The sequence below is a fragment of the Xanthobacter luteus genome, assembly GCF_040049235.1.
Taxonomy (GTDB): Bacteria; Pseudomonadota; Alphaproteobacteria; order Rhizobiales; family Xanthobacteraceae; genus Xanthobacter.
This window is the reverse complement of sequence record NZ_JBDZDO010000001.1, coordinates 514,274-533,047: the sequence shown is the minus strand read 5'-3', so window position 1 is coordinate 533,047 and position 18,774 is coordinate 514,274. Positions and strand designations below refer to the sequence as shown.

Annotated in this window: 19 protein-coding genes, 1 tRNA gene and 1 pseudogene; 10 read left to right on the top strand and 11 right to left on the bottom strand. The window is 64.5% G+C overall.

The window, feature by feature from the left end; translation table 11 throughout:
- Nucleotides 1-23 precede the first annotated feature (23 nt).
- The 3 genes from ABLE88_RS02635 to ABLE88_RS02625 form a co-directional block, all read right to left on the bottom strand.
- Nucleotides 24-731: a GltB/FmdC/FwdC-like GXGXG domain-containing protein gene (locus ABLE88_RS02635; RefSeq protein ID WP_348829870.1), complete on the bottom strand. Its 708-nt coding sequence runs from the start codon at nt 729-731 to the stop codon at nt 24-26.
- On the bottom strand, nt 728-1,627 hold the full coding sequence (locus ABLE88_RS02630) for a class II glutamine amidotransferase (protein ID WP_348829869.1): 900 nt from the start codon (nt 1,625-1,627) through the stop codon (nt 728-730). Before ABLE88_RS02630 ends, ABLE88_RS02635 begins: the two co-directional genes overlap by 4 nt.
- Before the next feature lie 273 nt (nt 1,628-1,900).
- Nucleotides 1,901-2,560: a helix-turn-helix domain-containing protein gene (locus ABLE88_RS02625; protein WP_348829868.1), complete on the bottom strand. Its 660-nt coding sequence runs from the start codon at nt 2,558-2,560 to the stop codon at nt 1,901-1,903.
- Between the two features lie 641 nt (nt 2,561-3,201).
- Here ABLE88_RS02625 and ABLE88_RS02620 point away from each other — a divergent pair.
- A tRNA-Phe gene (locus ABLE88_RS02620) sits at nt 3,202-3,277 on the top strand.
- Nucleotides 3,278-3,467: 190 nt separating this feature from the next.
- On the opposite strand, the pseudogene ABLE88_RS23775 reads toward ABLE88_RS02620, so the two are convergent.
- Nucleotides 3,468-3,839, bottom strand: a pseudogene (locus ABLE88_RS23775) (tyrosine-type recombinase/integrase); the annotation flags it as partial.
- On the opposite strand from ABLE88_RS23775, the gene ABLE88_RS02615 reads away from it, so the two are divergent.
- Together ABLE88_RS02615 and ABLE88_RS02610 are read left to right on the top strand one after the other, a co-directional pair.
- Nucleotides 3,798-4,166 carry a hypothetical protein gene (locus tag ABLE88_RS02615; protein WP_348829867.1) on the top strand — a complete coding sequence of 123 codons (369 nt, stop codon included), beginning with the start codon at nt 3,798-3,800 and terminating at the stop codon, nt 4,164-4,166. The pseudogene ABLE88_RS23775 and the gene ABLE88_RS02615 sit on opposite strands and share 42 nt — an antisense overlap.
- A 1,443-nt stretch (nt 4,167-5,609) precedes the next feature.
- Complete coding sequence (locus tag ABLE88_RS02610) at nt 5,610-6,221, top strand: nucleotidyl transferase AbiEii/AbiGii toxin family protein (RefSeq protein ID WP_348829866.1); 612 nt, start codon at nt 5,610-5,612, stop codon at nt 6,219-6,221.
- Here the strand turns inward: ABLE88_RS02610 and ABLE88_RS02605 are convergent.
- From ABLE88_RS02605 to mblB, 3 genes are read right to left on the bottom strand one after another with little or no spacing between them, the layout of a single operon-like run.
- Nucleotides 6,145-7,353 (bottom strand): patatin-like phospholipase family protein, encoded by a 1,209-nt coding sequence (locus ABLE88_RS02605; RefSeq protein WP_348829865.1) that lies wholly within the window; start codon nt 7,351-7,353, stop codon nt 6,145-6,147. The genes ABLE88_RS02610 and ABLE88_RS02605 overlap by 77 nt on opposite strands.
- Before the next feature lie 15 nt (nt 7,354-7,368).
- The gene (cap2-3, locus tag ABLE88_RS02600) at nt 7,369-9,645 is read right to left on the bottom strand and encodes an anti-phage 6A-MBL system cap2_3 protein (RefSeq protein WP_348829864.1); all 2,277 of its coding nucleotides are present in this window, start codon (nt 9,643-9,645) and stop codon (nt 7,369-7,371) included.
- The gene (gene mblB, locus ABLE88_RS02595; protein ID WP_348829863.1) at nt 9,645-10,775 is read right to left on the bottom strand and encodes an anti-phage 6A-MBL system MBL-fold protein; all 1,131 of its coding nucleotides are present in this window, start codon (nt 10,773-10,775) and stop codon (nt 9,645-9,647) included. Before mblB ends, cap2-3 begins: the two co-directional genes overlap by 1 nt.
- 117 nt (nt 10,776-10,892) lie before the next feature.
- On the opposite strand from mblB, the gene ABLE88_RS02590 reads away from it, so the two are divergent.
- The 6 genes from ABLE88_RS02590 (at nt 10,893) to ABLE88_RS02565 (ending at nt 13,948) form a co-directional block, all read left to right on the top strand.
- The gene (locus ABLE88_RS02590; protein WP_348829861.1) at nt 10,893-11,813 is read left to right on the top strand and encodes a BrxR family helix-turn-helix transcriptional regulator; all 921 of its coding nucleotides are present in this window, start codon (nt 10,893-10,895) and stop codon (nt 11,811-11,813) included.
- Between the two features lie 14 nt (nt 11,814-11,827).
- Nucleotides 11,828-12,178, top strand: a complete 351-nt coding sequence (locus tag ABLE88_RS02585) for a hypothetical protein (protein ID WP_348829860.1) — start codon at nt 11,828-11,830, stop codon at nt 12,176-12,178.
- Between the two features lie 94 nt (nt 12,179-12,272).
- A complete protein-coding gene (locus ABLE88_RS02580; RefSeq protein WP_348829859.1) occupies nt 12,273-12,890 on the top strand; it encodes a hypothetical protein in 618 nt (205 codons plus the stop codon).
- Nucleotides 12,891-12,982: 92 nt separating this feature from the next.
- Nucleotides 12,983-13,234 (top strand): type II toxin-antitoxin system Phd/YefM family antitoxin, encoded by a 252-nt coding sequence (locus ABLE88_RS02575; RefSeq protein ID WP_348829857.1) that lies wholly within the window; start codon nt 12,983-12,985, stop codon nt 13,232-13,234.
- A 2-nt stretch (nt 13,235-13,236) separates the two neighbouring features.
- A complete protein-coding gene (locus ABLE88_RS02570; RefSeq protein ID WP_348829856.1) occupies nt 13,237-13,674 on the top strand; it encodes a type II toxin-antitoxin system VapC family toxin in 438 nt (145 codons plus the stop codon).
- 25 nt (nt 13,675-13,699) lie between these two features.
- Nucleotides 13,700-13,948: a hypothetical protein gene (locus ABLE88_RS02565; RefSeq protein WP_348829854.1), complete on the top strand. Its 249-nt coding sequence runs from the start codon at nt 13,700-13,702 to the stop codon at nt 13,946-13,948.
- A gap of 448 nt (nt 13,949-14,396) precedes the next feature.
- Here the strand turns inward: ABLE88_RS02565 and ABLE88_RS02560 are convergent, their stop codons facing one another.
- Together ABLE88_RS02560 and ABLE88_RS02555 are read right to left on the bottom strand one after the other, a co-directional pair.
- On the bottom strand, nt 14,397-14,810 hold the full coding sequence (locus tag ABLE88_RS02560; protein ID WP_348829853.1) for a hypothetical protein: 414 nt from the start codon (nt 14,808-14,810) through the stop codon (nt 14,397-14,399).
- A complete protein-coding gene (locus ABLE88_RS02555; RefSeq protein WP_348829852.1) occupies nt 14,807-15,355 on the bottom strand; it encodes a recombinase family protein in 549 nt (182 codons plus the stop codon). The genes ABLE88_RS02560 and ABLE88_RS02555 overlap by 4 nt, the downstream gene beginning before the upstream one ends.
- Here ABLE88_RS02555 and ABLE88_RS02550 point away from each other — a divergent pair.
- Nucleotides 15,272-16,032 (top strand): IS5 family transposase gene (locus ABLE88_RS02550; RefSeq protein WP_348829851.1). Its coding sequence is split into 2 segments (ribosomal slippage): nt 15,272-15,605 and nt 15,605-16,032, totalling 762 coding nucleotides; the frame shifts between segments, so codons are not numbered across the junction. The two genes, ABLE88_RS02555 and ABLE88_RS02550, sit on opposite strands and share 84 nt — an antisense overlap.
- On the opposite strand, the gene ABLE88_RS02545 is transcribed toward ABLE88_RS02550, so the two are convergent.
- Nucleotides 16,017-16,205: a recombinase family protein gene (locus tag ABLE88_RS02545; protein WP_510182840.1), complete on the bottom strand. Its 189-nt coding sequence runs from the start codon at nt 16,203-16,205 to the stop codon at nt 16,017-16,019. The genes ABLE88_RS02550 and ABLE88_RS02545 overlap by 16 nt on opposite strands.
- Nucleotides 16,206-16,567: 362 nt before the next feature.
- Nucleotides 16,568-18,724, bottom strand: a complete 2,157-nt coding sequence (locus ABLE88_RS02540) for a KAP family P-loop NTPase fold protein (protein WP_348831066.1) — start codon at nt 18,722-18,724, stop codon at nt 16,568-16,570.
- Between the last annotated feature and the right edge of the window lie 50 nt (nt 18,725-18,774).

The following is an 18,774-nucleotide window of genomic DNA, read 5'->3' as shown; positions in this document are numbered from 1 at the left end:
AGGGGAGAGGGGGACCCTGCGCCTCAGTAAGCATCCACGTTGTCCACGTGGAAGTTGTAGAGATTGCGGGCCGAGCCGTAGCGCTTGAACTCGCCGACATCGACGCTGCCGGCAAGGCCTGCCGCCTCGAGCTTGGCGAACAGCAGCTTCTTGTGCTTGTCCCGCATCTCCTTCTCGATGCAGTCGGCGCCCAGGCTCTTCACCGTGCCGCGCACGAACAGCTTGGCCTCGTAGAGGCTGTCGCCGAGCGCCTCGCCGGCATCGCCGAACACGATCAGCGTGCCGGACTGGCCCATGAAGGCGCTCATGTGGCCCACCGAGCCCTTCACGACGATGTCGACGCCCTTCATGGAGATGCCGCAGCGCGCCGAGGCGTTGCCGTCGATGAGCAGCAGCCCGCCATGGGCGGTGGCGCCGGCCGACTGGCTGGCGTCGCCCTTCACGTGCACGAAGCCGCTCATCATGTTCTCGGCCACGCCCTGGCCGGCATTGCCGTGGATGATGATGGACGCCTGCGCGTTCATGCCGGCGCAGTAATAGCCCACATTGCCCTCGATCTCGACCGTGAGCGGGGCGTCGATCCCCGCGGCGACCGCGTGGCGGCCGTTGGGGTTCAGCACCCGCCAGCGGCGGGCGTTGCTCTCGCCGGTGGCCTGGTGGAGCGCGGCGTTGAGCTCGCGCAGCGGCGTCGCGCCGAGGTCGAAGGTCACGTCGGGGGTGAGGGCGTTCATTGGGCGCGCTCCCAGAAATAGACGGTGGCCGGCTCGGGCTCGAACACGCGGGCCTTGTCGATGCCGGGCAGGTCGACGAGCGCGCGGTATTCGGAGCCGAAGGCCACATACTGCTCGGTCTCGGCCATCACCGCCGGCTTGCAGGCGATGGGATCGCGCAGCACGCCGAAGCCGCTCTCGGTGCCCACCACGAAGGTGAAGAAGCCGTCGAGGTCCTTCAGCCCCGCCTCCAAAGCGGCGCCGAGCGAGGCCCCCTGCTTCATGCGCCAGGTGAGATAGCCGGCGGCGACCTCGCTGTCGTTCTCGGTCTCGAACGTCATGCCCTCGTGGGCGAGCGCGCGCCGCAGGCCGTTGTGGTTGGAGAGCGAGCCGTTGTGCACCAGGCACTGGTCGGCGCCGGTGGAGAAGGGGTGGGCGCCGGCGGTGGTCACCGCGCTCTCGGTGGCCATGCGGGTGTGGCCGATGCCGTGGGTGCCGCGCATGGACGGCAGGTCGAAGGCCTGCGCCACCGCGGAGGGCAGGCCCACCTCCTTGAAGATTTCCATGCGGCTGCCGGCGCCCACCAGCGCCACCTCCGGGTGGCGCTCGGCCAGGAAGGCGCGCACGAGGGCCTCGCGCGCGGCGGGCACCTCGATCACCGCATGGGTGCCGCGGATGGCGAGCGCCGGCACGCCGTCCGCCGGCACGCTCAAGCCCTGGGCGAGGGCGGGGAAGTCATACCCCTTCGCCGCGCGCAAGGAGAGCTTCACCTTGCCGGGCGTGCCCGCGCCATAGACCGCAAAGCCCGCGCTGTCCGGTCCGCGCCCGGTCATGGTGCAGAGCATGGCGGCGAGCATCGCCCCGAGCTCGCCCTCGAGCCTCTGATCCTTGAGGAAAATTCCGACGATGCCGCACATGGCGCTGAACTGGCTCCGATCCGTGGCCGCGGCGCCTCGAGCCGCGCTGCCGGGCCGCTGCCGCGGCCTCGGTTCCACTGGTACGCCCGCCGGTCGGTGGCGTCAATGCGAAAGAATAAAAGTTTCGCCGCAAGAAACTTGCTGCGAGGCGGCGCGGGCTTCGCGCGCGAGCCGATCAAAGGGACTCAATTCGATCGGCGAATCGCGCCCTAAATCGATGGAAGAGAACGCGTTGTCCGATCAGCTTGCGGTGCAAGCTCATCGGCGCGGGCTCTAACGTCCGTCGCGGCCGTAGACGATGATCGACAGGTAGGTCATGGGGGTGACGACCAGGTTCTCGGGCCCGTGCGCGGCGCCGGAATCGAACATCAGCGCGTCGCCCGGGCGCAGATGATAGGTGCGGTCGGCGTGGCGGTAGAGCACCTCGCCGGTGAGCATGTAGATGAACTCCACCCCCGCGTGGCGGAACTGGGTGTAAGGCGCGGCGCCCGCCTCCAGCGAGATCAGATAGGGCTCCACCACGATGTCGCCGCCGAGGCCGTGGCCGAGCAATTCGTACTGGTGGCCGACCTTCGAGCCGCGCCGCTCGATGATCACGCCCTGGCGCGCGCGCACGAACGAGCAGTCGCGCCGCTCCTCGAAGGCGGAGAACAAAGTGGTGATGGGCACGTTGAGCGCCTTGGAGATGGACTGCAGCGTGCCGAGCGAGGGGGAGATCTGCCCGTTCTCGATCTTCGACAGCATGCCCACCGAGATGCCGGCGGCCCCGGCGAGGTCCGAGACCGTGAGGTCGAGCTGGCGGCGGATGGTGCGCACCTGGACGCCGAGCGCCTGCTCGAGGGTGGCGGAGGTGGCGGCCGGGGCGCCCGAGCCGGTGGTGTAGTCGATGACATCGGCGGCTTCGCCCGCCCCGCGCGCCTTGCGTTCCGCCACCGTCGCGCTCCCTCGCCCTCGTCGCGCGCCGGCCTGCCGGCGCTGTGGCTACATTGCCAGCTTGCGTCCTCGAAGGCATCCCTTTTCGGGGTGAGGCCAAGCCCGCCGGCGCCGGCGGGCGGGGCTGTGCCGCTCGCGACCGCCGCCGCCCGCCCGCTTGGCACCGTTGGACTGCATGCCGCGCCCGGGCGGACGCGCAGGGGCCTCAGGGAAGGGCAGGGGCGAAGGGGCGGAGAGGCAGGGGTCGAGGGCCGGCGCGGAGCGGGAAGGTCAGGGGCGAAGGGCGAGGGCGGGCGCGAGCGGGCGCGGCGGGAAGGCGAAGGCCGTGGCGGCGGAGAAGGGCCAGAGGAAAAGGCGAGGGGGTGGAGAAGGAGAAGGGGCGGGGCGAGGAGAGGGGCGAGGGGGTGGCAAAGGCGCGGACGCGGGCGCAGGAACGGGGATGGAGCAGAAGCAGGGTCAGGGCGAAGGGGAGCGAAGACGGGGAGCGAAGGGCCGGCCGCGCGAGCCTTCGGCAGCGCGCCGAACCAATTTTCCACAGGCGCGCTTTGGCGCGGGCGCGATGACCCGCCCCCTATGGACAGCACCGGCGAAGCAAATTATACACTCGCCGCTCCGAACGGCCCCCGCGGCCGCCCCCGGACGCCCAGGTAGCTCAGTTGGTAGAGCATGCGACTGAAAATCGCAGTGTCGGTGGTTCGATTCCGCCCCTGGGCACCATCGCTTCTTCAGAAGCCTTTTCCGACAAGGGCTTAGGGTTGATTTTGGTCCCACCCTCGGCTGTTGCCGACCGAAGTGGGACACGTTTGAGCGCGGACAGCTTTCGCTCCGCTGATTCCGCGAGCTGCTCCTGGTCCGAAGATCGGGTGTAACGATCTACTTCTTTCGAGGTTCGGTGACCGGTGAAGGACATGATCTCGCGGGTGCTTGCCCCCGCATTCGCGAGAGTGGAGGAAAAGTACTTCCGCAACCCATGAGCGGACAAGCCCGACAGGCCAGCGATCTTGCACCAGTCGCGAAACCGATTTCCAAACGAGGCGGCCGAACTGAAAGGGCGACCCCATTCGTTTACCAGAAATGTCTCTTGCTCCGGTGGGAGCCTCCGCAGGACCTCAGCCAACCCATCGCTGATCGGCAGGGTAAGTTTGACCGGTTTACGTCTCCGATTTTTCCACTGAGTAAATGTGATTTTTCCGTTTTCAACCATGGACGGACCCAGCCGGTGGATGTCCGAAATTCGTTGACCGAACTCAATGAAAAGCAAGAGCGCCAAACGGGCCATCGAGCCCGACGGGTGTGCGGCTTCGAACTTTTCGACGTCTTTCCTGCTCCAGGCGGGAATGCCTTCCGGTCGAACGGGACCAAAATAGCTTACCTGCGTGGCGGGATTCGTGTCGACCAGTTCCTCCTCCACTGCGAATTGAAAGAGGCGGCGGAGTGCCTTGACCACAGAGTCGGCCGCCCCGGGCGTTTCGGCCTTTTTGTCACGCAAGATCCGGACATGTCGGGGACGCATCGACTTGAACGGGAGGTCGCCGATCAGGGTGCCGTCAGTGGTTGTCTCAAGACAGAGGCGCTCGAGAATCGAGCGCCGCACGCGCCGGGTTGAGTCCCCCAATTTTTTACGGAAGTCGCCGCTCGCAAAATATCGCTCGCAAAGCTCCCGAAGGGAGCCGGTATGCGCGGGCTCTTTCTCAGGCCGCGACCCTTTGGGCTTTCGCTTATATGTTCCCGTCAACGCATCGCGGTAAGCCGTCCAGAACGCTGGGCTATCGTACTCCTCCCTGATCCGGATCTTCCTTTTTCCTGGCATTCGTACATACCAGCAAGTGTTTCCATGCCGATCAACATCGCGAGATAGATGAGGCGGGTTGCGGTGGGGCATATTATTTATCATCTACCTAAACATCGTCCCAAGGATTTAGTTCTTCGTCGAATTTTTTCAGATGTACTTCAGAAGAGATTACCATATTTTCAGCGATAAGTACGAATGTTCCGTCAGGTAGCACTTCCAATATGGGATTTTTGAATCCTAATTCTTTCGCGCTACGCAGAAGTATTTTGCAATCGCGATAGATGACTCGACCCGGTGATCGCATGTCAACGGTCCATCCCAAAAAATGCAAACCCGAGGGAGAGTACACCATCATCCCGTCCATGCCTCCATCATGCGCGTGGACGCATGGACGAATTGGTGGTGTGCTCGACTGCGGTCATTACTGAGCGGCTAACGAATGAAAGCCGCGTCGGCAGACGCATGTCAAGTTTTTAAACGGAGCATTCGCGGGAGGCGTGCAGCGCGGATTTTTTCGGTCAATATATGTCGAAGTTATGAAGTGAAAATAGGATCCGTGACTTAAGCAGAATGCCCTATGTGAACCAGATCAGCTCTTATCGTCTCTTATCGAGGTTCATCGACCTCCCCGATATCATCGGATATCATCGGATATCATCGGATATCATCGGATTACAACGGATGATATCGTGGATCCCATTAGGATACCGTTCGGCTCGTGACGTCTGGCGATCAGCCCTCGTTGGTCGCGCAACGGGGCGCGAGTCTGTTAGTCGGGAGAGTTGTGTTGATAGTGAAAAAAGAAGATATCTTGCGTCGTCTGTTCTTTGTAGTCGCGCAGGATTGCTGTATACACTATTGCTTATTTCGATGTTAACGTCGCGTGTAGTACTATTATATTTTTCACTCTGAATCGATTATTATAAATTTGTGATGGTAATCATATCTCCGCTATGCGCGGGCCATTCGTGCTTTTGCCGAATCCGGTCTCTTAATTATCGCGCAGGACGATGGCGGGAGGTGAGTGGTTTGTGCAGCACGCAGCTTTGACCCCCATCTAGGCTGCCTGCGACGATCTCGCGGTTGAGCTTCGATCGGCCTGGTGGGGATGAGCCGGCCCCGTTGCCCGGCGGCTTTCAGCCGTAAGGGACACCGGGAAGCTGCTGGCCATCTTTGATGTCAGGGCCTTGAACGGGGTGCCGCGTCGGCCCAACTTATCTAAAAATCTTTAGAGAAACATTCGATCCGGTGCTCCCGATGGCGAAGCGGCAGCTGGCGACTGAGATGTTCAATCTTCGCCAAGCTTTGCACGTCGTGATCTTCAATGCGTTGATGGAGTCCCGTCGATGGGAGCCGGGGGATTTTGTGTTTAGAGGCGGGACCAGCCTCCATCTGGTTCACGGCTCTCCGCGCCTCAGTGAGGATCTGGATTTTCTCGTCGGCTCCGCGCTCAAGCTGGGGCCGATCGCCGATAGTGTCCGCGCAGGCCTCGATGGCCTGCCCTGGCTGCCGGACGGGGCGCAGCTGCAGGTGGGCAAGGCGAAGGATGGGCGCAATCCTCACGCCTTCATCGTGTCGATCGGCGGCCCGGACCTGATCGGGTCCGTCAAGGTCAAGGTGGAGATGTGGCAGACGGCCGAGGCGGCACTAGCCCCGTTCGGTGATCTGAACGACCGCGTCGCGCTTGAAGTCGGTGAAGTTCGCTTTGCCCGTCGGAGCCTCCTTCGGAAAGAAGGCGTCCAGGAATCTAGGGGCGGTTCATCGAGACAGCTGCGCCCTTGCGATCCGGCAATCAGCCGGCCGCCGTGGGGATCGGTGCGGAACCCGGCAGAAGTTCGGGCGCATGCTCCTCTAGGAGGGCTTGCGTGAGTTGCTCGCCGCGGCGGCCGAGGCGGTCGATCCATTCATCGCTCATGCCCGAGAAATCGGTCGGATAGGCATAGGCCTCTTCTCGCGTCACGAGATCGGCCGGCGGGTATTTGAGCCTGCTGTCGTCCTGCCCCAGATAGGGCACCACGACCGCGCGGAGCTTGCCCGCGTCTCGCAGCTCGAACAGCCGCTTCATGGCAGCGTTCTGCGCACGGTCGTGGATGCAGGCAAATGCGCTCTTCATCCGCGCGATCATGAACTGGCTCGGCGGATCGTGGCGCAACCCGTACCCGGCCCGGCAGCAAATGATTGTGTCGACCGGCTCCACGTTGAGACTGATCGAGGACTCGCGATCTGGCCAGAGCGGAGACAAACCCAGATTGTCGTAAACGCCCCCATCGGTGAGGGTGATCCTCTCCATGCGGCGCGCGCCATCGCGCTTGTCGAAGGGAAGATCTTCATCGAGTGCCGGCAGAAGCAAGGGATAGGCCGCCGAAGCCGTGACCGCATGTGCAAGCGTAATGTCGGGCTGAGCGAGTTTGCCAAGGCGCCAGGACCCCGACTCTTTGGGGGAGAAATAGAAGGCGGATCCCGTTCGGAGCTCAGCCGCATTGATGATCAGGAGCGGTGCGCGCCCGCGTAGATCGGAGAGCTTCTGGCCCTGGAACAGCTCGCGATCGACCGCCTTGCGGAAGATCGTGGTGCGGCTCGCGAAGCGGCGGAAAGGCAGGTGCCAGTTGTCCGTCCGCCAGCGCGGGCGCGCATTGGCCGGCATGAGACACGCAGCGAGCCAGACGAGCCAAGTGCACGCAAGGAAGACCAGGTTGGCGCCCCCCAGGAGAAGCGAACATGCGAGCGCCTTGACCCCCTCGCCCGTAAGGAACGCGGCGCGAACGGTTGGAACGGCGAGCCCGCGTGCGAGCACCGCACGCACACGCGCTTCGAATTCCGGAAACGGCGCGTCGGTCGCCGCGTAGAGCGCGCCAATCACGCTGCCGCCGGACACCGTCGACAGGACCCTTACCCGGTCAAGGATCCCGAGGTCGTGCAGCGCGCGCAGGCAGCCGAGATGAAAGGCCATAGCGCGCGACCCGCCACCGGAAAGAGCAAGGCCGATCTTCGGCTCCGTCATCTGTGCCGTCCCCGTCTATGCCGCATGGCGGTGCGGGATGGCTTCAGCCCGCTCGTTGGCGAAGATGACAGCGGCCTCACGCTCGGCCGCGATCACCATCAGGGCTGGCATGGAGTCGATGCCCATCAAAGCAGCGAGCCAGTCGATTTGTCGACCGTCGGTCGTGCTCGGGCGCGCCGAACTCCGGGGCGGGTGGGAATGCCACTCGCCGACATACCGGACCTGACCGCCCGTCCTCTGGCGTACGCGGTCCATCAGCTCCTCGACGCCGGCAACGCCGCGCACGAAGCCCGTGGGCTGCTCGTCGCTGTCGGGGGGCGCCGGCGACGCATCGACCAAGTGGATGCGCTTGGCCGGGATATCGACCAGGCCGAACAGAATGCCCCCGGTTTCGGTGGGCAGCCGTGCGTCGCGCATGCGATGGATGCGCCGCATGAGGCCGGCGTCGAACGCGATCTCCCACTCGCCGGCGCGGAAGCGCGTGACGGGCTCCGGCGTCGCTCTGTCAACCCGCACGCTCCCGTCGGGTGCGAGGCTCCAGATGGTGATCGCGCCGGCGTCGGTATCGAGGGCACCGGTCAGACCTCCGGCAACAAGACCGCTCAGCACGGCGGCGCGCGATTGCGGAATGCGGTTCGTGATGGCGCGGCACGCGCCGGTGTAGGCGATGGTTTCGGGTTCCTTTCCGAGGTGCTCGCCGAGATGCTCGGTGCGCAGCACGAGCCCGAGATATTGCGCCTCGAGATCGCGCAGGGTGAGCGCACGGTCGGCGGGCTCGGCGAGCAGCACGGCGGCATCGCCCGTCGGATTGAAAAAGACGCTCGCGCGGCGCGCCGGCACCTCAAGGTCGGAGAGGTGCCGCGCCGCCAGGACCGATGCGCTCGCATCGATGACGAGGTCGGCCCCGTCGAGGGCCGCGGTAATGGCTTTGCCGTTGTCCCCGCCGGCAAAGAGATTAGCCGGGATGGCGGTGGCGCAGGGCGGACCGGCCAGCGTGGCGTTGAGGTGATCGGCGAGCGCTTTCGCCTTCAGCTGGGTGACCTCGCCGCGGCGCAAAACGTGACGGGCCAGATTGTGCGGCAGCAGCCGGTCATCATCGATAATGGTCCACCGGAAACGGCCCTCACGCGCAAGGCAGTCGGCGACGTGCGCGCCGATGGCTCCGGCGCCGACGAGAACGGCCTTTCGCATGTCCGGCGCGCTGCGTCCGGCAAGGCGCGCGGCGAAATCCGGCTCGAAGGCGAGATGCACTTCGGCGCACTGCACCTCGATGGCGGCAATCGCGGCCTCGGTTGCCGTCGGGCTTGCTCCGATGATGCACGCATAACCCACCTTCCCCACCCCGGCAGGGGCTTGCTCGGCAATGCCCAGCGCAACGGCGACATCGCCGGCAGTGTGGGCGGTTACGAAGGCGCGGTGGTCCAGGCCCTCCAGCTGTTCGCCTCGCGGCGAGACGATCGGCATTTCGAGGATGATGGCAAAGCGTCCATTGAGCCGCCACGCGGCAGCTTCCCCTTCGGCAAGCCAGCCCCCAAGCCGCTTGCGCAAGTCGTCGAGGAGCTCAATTCCGCGTTCATCCAGGATGGCTGCGAGGCTCGCCAGATTGTCGGGCGCTGATCGGAGCCGCTTCATGCGCTCGGGTGCGATGCAATAGGTCACAATGGAGAAGGGTTCGGCGGTTGCGGGAAGCTTGCCGGGCTCGGCGCGCTTCACTTGCAGGATCGATGCGTCGGCGGAATCGATCTCCGCGATAAGATCGGGGACCGGATCGGCGTCGAGCAGCGAGCGCGGGATAAAGAAGCTGAGGACGGAGCCCATCAGCACCGGGTCGATCGGTTGCCGCGCGTCGTGAAGTTCGCCTCGCCCGGCGCGGCGGAACCACGACAGAATCCGCTCGACGAGCTCGGCCGGCGTCCAGGTCAGCCGCGCCTCCGCCCAGGGCCGGTCGTCGATGCAGATGGCGGCCGGGCATCCCTCGGGGACGAGCAGCTGGTGCTCGGTGTCCGGGAAATCCTCGCGTAGCATCATGACCAGCGGCTGTGCGTCGTCCTTGGTGAAGAGAAGACCGACGAGTTCGCTGCGGTGGATCGCATAGAAGGGCCGTTGCGGCGCGCCGGTCATGAGGTCGAGAATAACGAGCTCCTGCTCGCCCCGCCGGCGGCCTTCGACGAAGGAGCCTGCCTGCGCCGCATAACGCCCGAGATAGTCGACGACGGCTCCGGCCATCGCATGGCGAAAGCTGGCACCGTCGACCGCCTCGGTGAACGTGTGGAGCCAGGACGCCACGGTCATCAGCCGGCCCGCGGGGTGCTGGCAGCGGCGTAGGTGCTGACCATGGGCGCCGCGATGATGGCCGCGAGACCGAAGGCGGTGATCTCGTAGCCGAAGCTCGCCGGCCGCGCCTTGGAGGGGTTCTCCATCGTCACGGTGAACTGGCCACCGAGGTTCCTGGTCACCCGGCGGTGGTGGTTGGCCGCCTGCCGGTGGGGCGGCTGCACGTCGTCATCCTCCTCCGAGCCCTTGGCCGGGATCGGCCAGCTCGGCGAGACGATGATGCCGCCGCTGCGCCCCTGTGTCTCGAACAGCCACGTCACGTCGGGGACGGCCTTCGTCTCGTCGGTTCCCCGGTCCGGGCCGAGCGAGAGGTAGGAGCAATGGTGGGGCAGCTTCATAAGGTCCCACAGGAGCCGGTGGTCATTCCCCTTCTTCCGGGTGACCTGGACGATGGCGGAGAGGCTCTCATAGTCGACGTCGGAGCCGAGGAACGCGTAGGTGTCGTTGCCACCTTCGCGGAAGGTCACCTGCATCACGACGGAGTCTTGGTTGCGGTCGATAACGGTCTGAGAATCCTGCCGCCAGCCGAACGGGCTGTGGACGAAGAACTCCGCCTGCGCCGCGCCTTCCTTGGTGTAGCCGGGGACGAGGGTGCCGGCGTCCACGATCAGGTGCTTGCGGCTCTCGAAGTCGATGCCGTTCTTGTCGAACCATTCCTTGAGGCGCGCGGGACGGGAGAACACCCGAACGCCCTTGCCTTCCTTGAGGCGGTGGCGTGCCTCCTGCCGCACGAGGCGGGCATCGCCGTCGAGGCCGTCTTCGCAGATGGCGGCGGCGGGAACCCAGAGCTCGGTCATGCGGATCCGGTCGTCCGCCTGATAGGCCTTAGCGTGCTCGAGCCAGAAGAACTCGCCGAAGCCCGTGCAGTGGTCATTGTCGAGATGGGTGATGCAGACGGCATCGAAATGGTTGCGGCACGCTTTCGCCAGATCGCGACGCAGCTCCGCCGGGAGATCGCAGCGGAGGTCCTCTTCGTCATCGGGGCAATGCATGTCAGCGTAGTCGACCAGCACCTTACGCCCGTCCGCGAGGTCCAGGCGCACAGTGTCGGCATTGCCGAGGGGGAAGAAATGCACCTTCGCAGCCATGGGAATCGGCTCCATGAGGTTTCAGAGATTGACGGCGCGAGCCCGATTAGGTTACGAAACTATACGGATCATGTTTTACGGTCAATCTAGTTTAGCTACGCATCCACAGGGAGCATGATGGCAAGGCAAGCGGCAGAGTTGCGCTGGGGGGTGGAGCAGCGGCTGGAATTCATCGAGTTCCGGCTGTTCTGGGAGGGGGGCGTCAACCGGGCCGATATCACACGCTATTTTGGCGTGTCGGTGCCGCAGGCCTCGAAGGACCTCAGCCATTACCAAGAGCTGGCCAGCGCGAACATTCGCTACGATCGAAGCCTGAAACGCTATTTCGCGAGCGATTCCTTCAAGCCGGTCTTCCTCAAGCCTGACGCCGACCGCTACCTGAACTATCTGCGCTCGATGGCGGACGGGATGATGGGCCTGGAGGAAACGTGGCTCTCACGGATCCCCGAATTCGACGCCCTGCCACTACCCCGCAGGAATAGCGACGCCAAGGTCCTGCGCCTCGTCCTCGAGGCAGTGCGGCGCCGCCAGTCGATCGAGATCCACTACCAATCGCTCTCCGCGAATCGGCCGAAGCCGATATGGCGGTGGATCACCCCCCACGCATTCGCCCATGACGGCCACCGCTGGCATGTCCGCGCCTTTTGCCACATCGACCATACGTTCAAGGATTTCCTGCTGCCGCGAATCTTGGGCACGCGGGCGAGCGACACCTCCGGGGCGCTTCGCGAGCAGGATACCGCCTGGAACGAGCTCGTGACGATCTGGCTGAAGCCCCATCCTGGCCTCACCGAGGATCAGCAGCGGGTTATCGCGCAAGACTACGGGATGGCGGACGCACGACTCGGCATGAAGGTGCGTCTTGCGCTCCTGTATTATTTGCTGAAGCGGCTCAATCTCGACTTCAACGAAGAGAATCGACCAGGGCGCGAACAGCACGTCGTGCTTGCGAATCGGGACGAGGTGCAACAGGCGCTTGGCCGCGCGCAGGCGCCAACGCCCAGCCACGAGGATGCGCAGCCGGCGCCACGCCGATGAAGAGAATAACGGTCATGCTGACCAAATATGCGTTGAGTGAGAAACATGCTGCGGGTGACAGTTTCCCTCGCTTCCGATCGTGGCGTGACGGACCACAGAACCCGGCTCCGCGGTCGGCTTGTCGCAATCGTCGATCTTGGCGGCGGCGGGCGAGGGGGGCGCCGCTGCAGCAGCTGCTGGCGCAGATCACGAACGCTCAGTCGTTCGACCTGAGCGAGATCGATCTGACCGAGTACAGGCACCTCGATCCCCGTTGGCACGATTGGGCCGGCGTCCAGGCTGTCTGCGACGATCTCGCGGGGGAGCTGTTCGATCGCCTTGAGGGGTTCGACCCGACCCCGGAGCCGGGGGGCTTTCGGCCCTGAGGCCGGCGGCTCTTATCCAGGGCCAGAGGATTGAACAGGAGGGCTCACCGGCTTAACTTCTCTAAAAATCTTTAGAGAAAGATGCGGTGTGCCAATGGCGAGGCGTCAAAACACCTCCGCGCTTGAGCGGCTGCAGCACTTGCCGGCGGTGTTTCGCGGCGCCGACCTGACGGTCCGGTTCCAGTGGACCTCGAAGACGGCGTCCCAATATCTCTACCTGTGGAAGCGCCGCGGGCTGGTAAAGGGGCTGGGCGGGCACAGTGATGTGTTCGCAAACCTCGTGAAGAGCCAGTACCCCGATTGGGAGCAGGCCCTCGTCAAGGCGATGCCCTCGGCAGTGATTTTCGGAGTTGAATCGCTTCGGCAAGCCGGCTGGACCACACAGATCCCGGCGCGCCCGACCGCGGCAGTCAAAGCCAGCTACTCGGTCTTCAAGGTGGAGTCCTATGAGATCGTGCCGCGTTCCGACAAGTGGTTCGCCACCATCGAGAAGGGCGTCTACCGCGAGCGCGTTTCCGTGCGGGTTCTTCGGCCGGCCTGGGCGTTGGCGGACATGCTGCAGAGCGAGGGGTGGGGGAAATGCGGCCTGTGGCCCGACGACGTTGAATGGGACGAAGTGACTAGGGAAGACGAGGCGGATTGGGCCGAGGCTTGCAAGGCCTTCGGTCTCGAGGAGCGACCGCTGCAGGAGCTGGCCGTGGCCCCTCGTTGATGGGACAGAGGCAGCGAGGAGCTTTGCCGCCCCTCTTTGCTCCAACGGGCCCCCATGATATGACTACTGGTAGTCATATTAGGAGCGGTGCCATGAAGGAACTCCAGCTGAAGGATGCGAAGGCGACCCTGTCGGCGGTGGTGGAGCGCGCCGTCGCCGGCGAGCCAACCATCATCACTCGCCACGGACGGAAGGACGCCGTGCTGGTGGCGTTCGACGAGTGGGAGCGCCTGTCGAAAGCACCGAGCTTTGCAGACTTGCTGCTGTCGTTCCCGGCCGATGCCGCCGAACTCATTCAACCCCGCCGGAAGCCCGCGCGCGCCGCCAGCGAAAGCGAAAGCTGATCGTGTTCCTGCTGGACACCAACATCGTGTCGGCCGATGCTCCGGCCAAGCGCCAGGTCGGTACCGAAGCCTTCGGCGAGTGGGTTCGCGCACACGGCGAACAGCTCTATATCTCGGCAGTGACCGTCGCGGAGGTGGAGGCCGGGATCGCCCGGGCCCATCGCATCGGGGCGACCGACAAGGCCGAACGGCTCCGCCGCTGGATGGACGTCGTGGAGCATTTCTACGCCGGTCGCATCCTGCCCTTTGCCACCGAGGAGGCGCGGGAGGCCGGTACGATGATTGATCGTGCGCGCGCCCACGATCCCGGATTCGAGGATATCGCCATCGCTGCAACCGCGGCGGTCCGTGGCTTCACCGTTCTGACCGCCAACGAGCGGCACTTCGCCCCCTTGGGTGTGCCGTTCGTCAACCCGCTGAAAGAACTGCCCGCCCTGTAGCTGCTGGCGCAAGATCGTAATCGTCATGCTCCACCGCCACCTGAACCACCAGCGCTACACCCTCGCCGCCATCGACAACGTGATCGAGCGCGGGCGTATGCGGGACTGGCTGGAGCTACGAGACGCGGCGCGGCGGCAGCCGGAGCTGCTAGACAGGATCGCGCGCGTTTGCGCACCGCGGCTATCGAACCCCTACGCCCAGCGCCACCATTTCTGGAACAACTATGCCCGACGGCGGCGCGCCCACGTGTCCCAGCCAACGCGGCCGGATTGAGTGCCCTCCGGCCGCAAGGGGGAGGACGGGGCGCCGCCCCATCCCTCCCCAGCAAGCGCAATCGGCACGGCCGAGGCTCCGCGCTGCGCTTGTGCGCCCGCACCACCCGCACCGATTCCGCTTGCTCCCCACTCTTTCCCCGCGTTCGCCACGTGGCAGGGGTTCAGGCAGGCTGAACCCCATTTTTAACCCGAGAACAGCTGCCCCGGGTTCGGCGCCCGCGGCGGCGAACAAATCAAGGGGGACGCCCCGCGTCCCGACGCCTTCCGGCCCGCCAGGGAGCGCAGCACCGGGCAAGGGCGGCCGCGGGCCGGCACCGCAGCCACGCGCAGCCGGCTGTGCCGGCGAGCATGGCGAGGAGCCACCCCTTTGCCCGGGGCGAGCACCATGGCACGTGGGCTCACGCGCCCGCGGCGAAGAACGGGCCCGGCTGCGGTTACCGCCCCATTCAGTTGCAGCGGACGAAGAGGGCGTTGTTGATCTCGACGGCATTCGGGCCCTTGACGAGAACGCTCACCGATCCATTCCCGTCACCATCGGCCTCGGCGGCCGGCTTGCACTTGAGGGGCGGAGCCCGATAGGTCGTTCCCTTCGCGGTCCACTTCGGCATGGCACAGACGCGGCGGCCACCTGAATCGCCCTCGATCCAGCTCTTGTCGGAGATCTCGACCCATGCCACCGGGTTCGAGCACATGGATTTGCGCTCAGCGTCCGTCTTGGGCTCTTCATTCGATTGGGAGACCACCCACTTGCCCGGCTCCATCGGTGCCCGGGCAAGTGGGGGTTGCTGGGCGAGAGAGGGCGCCGCAAGCACAGGGAGGAGAAGAAGGGATGCGACGGTGACGCGCATGCGATGGATCACGACTTCTCCTGTTCCAGCCGATGGATCGTGGACCGATGGACGCCCAACGAGGCGGCAATTTCCCGGGCCGACATCCCCTCGGCCCTGAGGCGCTTCACAAGACGTACCTGATCCCCACCGAGGGCCGGCGGCCGACCGAACCGCACGCCCCGCGCTCTTGCCGCCGTGCGACCTTCCCCGGTCCGCTCGGCAATCAAGGATCGTTCGAACTCTGCAATGCCCGCAGAGATTGTTAAGGCCATCCGGCCCGCCGGTGTGGTGGTGTCAGCCCATGGCTCCGCAAGCGACCGCAGACCAGCGCCGGCGGCCGACAGGCGCTCCGAGATGTCGAGAAGATCGCGGGTGGACCGCGCTAGGCGGTCGAGGCGCGTAACCGTGACCACGTCGCTAGGGTCCGTACTCAATAAACAGTGGCGCGGACATTGAATTGCTGATTCAAGGCTCCAGGAAGGAGCCTTGGGATGGCGAAACGGGTTCAGTGGCTGAGCGATGAGGAGTGGGCTCGGATCGAGCCGCTTCTGCCGCGAGGGCGCAAGGGCGCCCATCGCGTGGACGACCGCCGGGTGATCTCCGGCATCGTCCATATGCTGAAGAGCGGAGCACGCTGGCGGGATTGCCCGCCGGAATTCGGGCCGTACACGACGGTCTACAATCGCTTCAACCGCTGGAGCCGTCAGGGCTTGTGGCTGAAGATGTTCGAGGCCCTGACCGGCCATAGCGGCATCTTCGATGGGGCGGCCATCGATGCCACCCATGTCAAGGCGCACCGCTCGGCGGCGGGCGCAAAAGGGGGGCCTTCGCTCAAGCCATAGGCCGCTCGCGCGGCGGACGCACAACCAAGGTGCACGGTTTGGTTGATGAACGGGGCAGGCCGCGCGTACTGCTGCTCAGTCCCGGCAACATCAACGACATCAGCATGGCCGAGGCCCTGATCCAGGCGGCAGGCCCCTTCCGCCGTCTGATTGCAGACAAGGGCTATGACGTCGACCACCTGCGCAGACGCCTCGCCGAGCGCGGCACCGAGGCCGTCATCCCCTCAACCGCCTCCCGCAAGGCTCCGATCCCCTACCACACCAACGCCTACAAGCAGCGCAACCGCGTCGAGCGCATGTGGTGCAGGCTCAAGGATTTCCGGCGTATCGCCACAAGATACGACAAGCTCGCCCGAAACTACCTCTCCGCAGTCCTCATCGCCGCAACATGCGCCTATTGGCTCAATTGAGTCCGGACCCTAGCCCTCAGATGGCCCAGCATCGCCTCGAGCTGGGGCCGCGCGCGGATCGCGCCGCTGACTTTCTCCTCGAAGATCCGCTCGCACTCGGCCGCCTGTAGGGCCGTGCGTTGCCGGGTGAGGTCCTGGTCGTCGGTGGAAACGCGGGCGTATCCGATGCGCATGAGAAGGCCTGTCGCAAAACTTGTCGCAGAGATGATCCGTTCTGCAACCGAGTTTTGCAACGCTGAAGCTGAGGCGGATCGGGAGGGGCGCGGGTGTCGCGGAAATTAAGAATTATGCAAGCGATCGGAGAGCGCACATTGCGCCAGAACCGGAAGTTCGCCGCGGCGACGACGAATGGCCGATTTGGGGCCGGGAGCGGACTGTCCGCTATTGGGTTACTTCAATCGAGAAGCGGACATGTCGCCGATAAATGTCTGTGGCGGAAACTGACCCGTTGCGGGCGCTCGTCAGCTCTGCTTTTGGGGGGCAACCCATAGAGCATGGTAGCGCCGCGGCTCGCGGCGCCTGCAAGGTGCTACGATCAATCGCCGAAATCGCCTCGATCTGATTGCGTCCACGCCCCCTCAAATGCCTCCAAGGCGCCACGGCTGTCCACATCGAGATTCGCGTTCGCTAGGAGTTCAGCGATCCTGGCCCTAAAAGCGCTGGGATCGACCAACGCCTCGACGGTGCCGCGGTTGAGGTGCGTGATGCGCCGGGCCACGACGTCCCCGGCGGCATGGGTCCATCCGGTCGCCACAAACGAGCGCGCTAAAGCGACCACGACGGCATCATCGACAAGCTGCTCGGCCAGCCACCCGCGCACGCGCTCGACGCCCCCGTCTCCGATGAGGTCCCGCCAACGAAACAGCTTCGACACAAAGTCGGGAAGCTGAACGAAAGTGCCCTCGGCAGCAGCCACTTCGACCCGCGCGAGGGCCAAGGCCCGGAGCCGCTCCGCCGCCTCGGCACTGGTCAGAGGCTCATCGCGCTGACGTTCCCGTTCCTTAGGCTCATGCTGCCCAACGCAGCGAAGAGCAAAATTGACAAGCCAGCGGAGGGACGCATGCTTCGCCGCCTCTTCCAAGACCGCATCGCGCTCCGCGACCGCTAGGCGCTCCCCGACCAACCTGTTGAGCAGCCAATGGATGCGGATTTGGTTGTCGCCGATAGCTAAGGCCCCGGCCTGATCGGCTTCGACATCCAATTCGTCGGCGATGCTGAAGATCGCGGTTACCAGCGGACTGATATTCGCTTCGGGCACCTGTGACGCACGGAACGTCAGCTCGTCCAGGAGAATTGCCGCTCGGGTGCCCCTGCGGCGCCGCGGAGTGGCCAGCGCTTGACGTAAGGCTTCCCGAACGAATTTTCCGTCGCCCGAATGGGCGATGAAAGCTTCGATTTCGGTGGCCGGCGCGACTTGGTCTGACAAGGCGAAACGGAAATAGGGGTCGAAGTGGGCTTGCACGCAGATGCGGCGCTGGAGGCGCCACTCTTGCCCGAAATCGGCGCCGTAAAAGCGGTTGCTCCAAGCGTTTTCCAGCGCAGGGAAAAGACGCATGAGAGCTTTGCGGAGGTCCGGCTGTTTGGCCTCCGGAACGCTAGCTAGCAGGCGTCGGTCGCACTCGTCCTTAGCCAGCGCATGCGGTTCGAAGCCGAGCTGGTGACCGCAAACCAACGCCTTGTTGTTATAGATTGCACGATGGACCTGCGGCCAAAACAGCCGGAACGTCTCGACGGCCAGGAAGTCCGCTTGGTCCACGTCACCCGCCACGGCCGGCCAAGTCACCTCTAGCGCGTTGGTCAAGCGCACCACATCCCGCGGCCGCGCGATATTCGGTGCGACGACGTCAAAGAAGATGTTCATGAACCGTGTCAGCCGGTCTTCTTCGACATCGCCCATGATGCGGCTGACATTGCCAAGCAGCAGATTGCGAAGGTCGTCCGCCTCCGGCGGCGGCAGTTCGAATGTCGCCTGGATGATCTTCTCCAGGAAGTGGGCGCCCTCGGACGGGAAGCGCTCCGCGACAGCTGCCTCGGTCAGCTCGCGGTCAAAGACCATCAGGTAGATGACGTTGGGCAGCCGGCCGACCGACTTCACCAGCTTGAAGATCAGAAGCGCGTCGTCGGCGCTCAAGCGGTCAAGGTCGTCGATAATGACGAGGTAGCGCTTATTGGATTCTCGCAACGCCTTGGCAAGCTCAGCATGCTCCTCCTGCACAGTACGGCCTCCGCCGAGCAGGTCACTGACGAATTTCGTTGCTCCTCCCGACAATCCACCGGCCACCCCGGCGGTGGCAAAGTTCATCGCTGCCTCGATCAGAGGGCTAGCGCTTCCCAGCTTGCGACCAAGGGCCTGGAACGCTTCCTTTGCCTTGTCCGGTAGCGACTTGCTGATCGCCGAGCCGAGTTCGCTGAAGAAGGCCAAAGCCAAGGTATCTGCGCCACTAAACCACCACGGATTGAATTCGAGGAGGGTAAGATCTCCCGCTCCCTTCAGGTCTGCCGACGCGAGGTGGTATTTGATGAGATTGACGGCACTACTCTTGCCCGATCCCCAAGGGCCATGTACCCCAATTACCAATCCCTCAGGCGAAACTAGTGCTGCGATGCTCTTAGCAATAGCACGGGCGAAAGGATCGAAACCGAACGCGTCTTGGTTCGGCCTGTCGATCGGGTGGTCGGCGCTCAGTGACATGGTAACAGGATGACCTTCGTTCGCGCTGATAGATGGCGCAGCACTTGCGG

What these genes read in the sequence shown, in the direction of transcription:
- ABLE88_RS02635 (WP_348829870.1), bottom strand. Translation starts at nt 731, where the DNA reads ATGAACGCCCTCACCCCCGACGTGACCTTCGACCTCGGCGCGACGCCG.
- ABLE88_RS02575 (WP_348829857.1), top strand. Translation starts at nt 12,983, where the DNA reads ATGAAGGAACTCCAGCTGAAGGATGCGAAGGCGACCCTGTCGGCGGTG.
- ABLE88_RS02545 (WP_510182840.1), bottom strand. Translation starts at nt 16,205, where the DNA reads ATGCGCATCGGATACGCCCGCGTTTCCACCGACGACCAGGACCTCACC.
- ABLE88_RS02610 (WP_348829866.1), top strand. Translation starts at nt 5,610, where the DNA reads ATGGCGAAGCGGCAGCTGGCGACTGAGATGTTCAATCTTCGCCAAGCT.
- ABLE88_RS02565 (WP_348829854.1), top strand. Translation starts at nt 13,700, where the DNA reads ATGCTCCACCGCCACCTGAACCACCAGCGCTACACCCTCGCCGCCATC.
- ABLE88_RS02540 (WP_348831066.1), bottom strand. Translation starts at nt 18,724, where the DNA reads ATGTCACTGAGCGCCGACCACCCGATCGACAGGCCGAACCAAGACGCG.
- cap2-3 (WP_348829864.1), bottom strand. Translation starts at nt 9,645, where the DNA reads ATGACCGTGGCGTCCTGGCTCCACACGTTCACCGAGGCGGTCGACGGT.
- ABLE88_RS02630 (WP_348829869.1), bottom strand. Translation starts at nt 1,627, where the DNA reads ATGTGCGGCATCGTCGGAATTTTCCTCAAGGATCAGAGGCTCGAGGGC.
- ABLE88_RS02585 (WP_348829860.1), top strand. Translation starts at nt 11,828, where the DNA reads ATGCTGACCAAATATGCGTTGAGTGAGAAACATGCTGCGGGTGACAGT.
- ABLE88_RS02555 (WP_348829852.1), bottom strand. Translation starts at nt 15,355, where the DNA reads ATGGGCGCCCTTGCGCCCTCGCGGCAGAAGCGGCTCGATCCGAGCCCA.
- mblB (WP_348829863.1), bottom strand. Translation starts at nt 10,775, where the DNA reads ATGGCTGCGAAGGTGCATTTCTTCCCCCTCGGCAATGCCGACACTGTG.
- ABLE88_RS02580 (WP_348829859.1), top strand. Translation starts at nt 12,273, where the DNA reads ATGGCGAGGCGTCAAAACACCTCCGCGCTTGAGCGGCTGCAGCACTTG.
- ABLE88_RS02605 (WP_348829865.1), bottom strand. Translation starts at nt 7,353, where the DNA reads ATGACGGAGCCGAAGATCGGCCTTGCTCTTTCCGGTGGCGGGTCGCGC.
- ABLE88_RS02590 (WP_348829861.1), top strand. Translation starts at nt 10,893, where the DNA reads ATGGCAAGGCAAGCGGCAGAGTTGCGCTGGGGGGTGGAGCAGCGGCTG.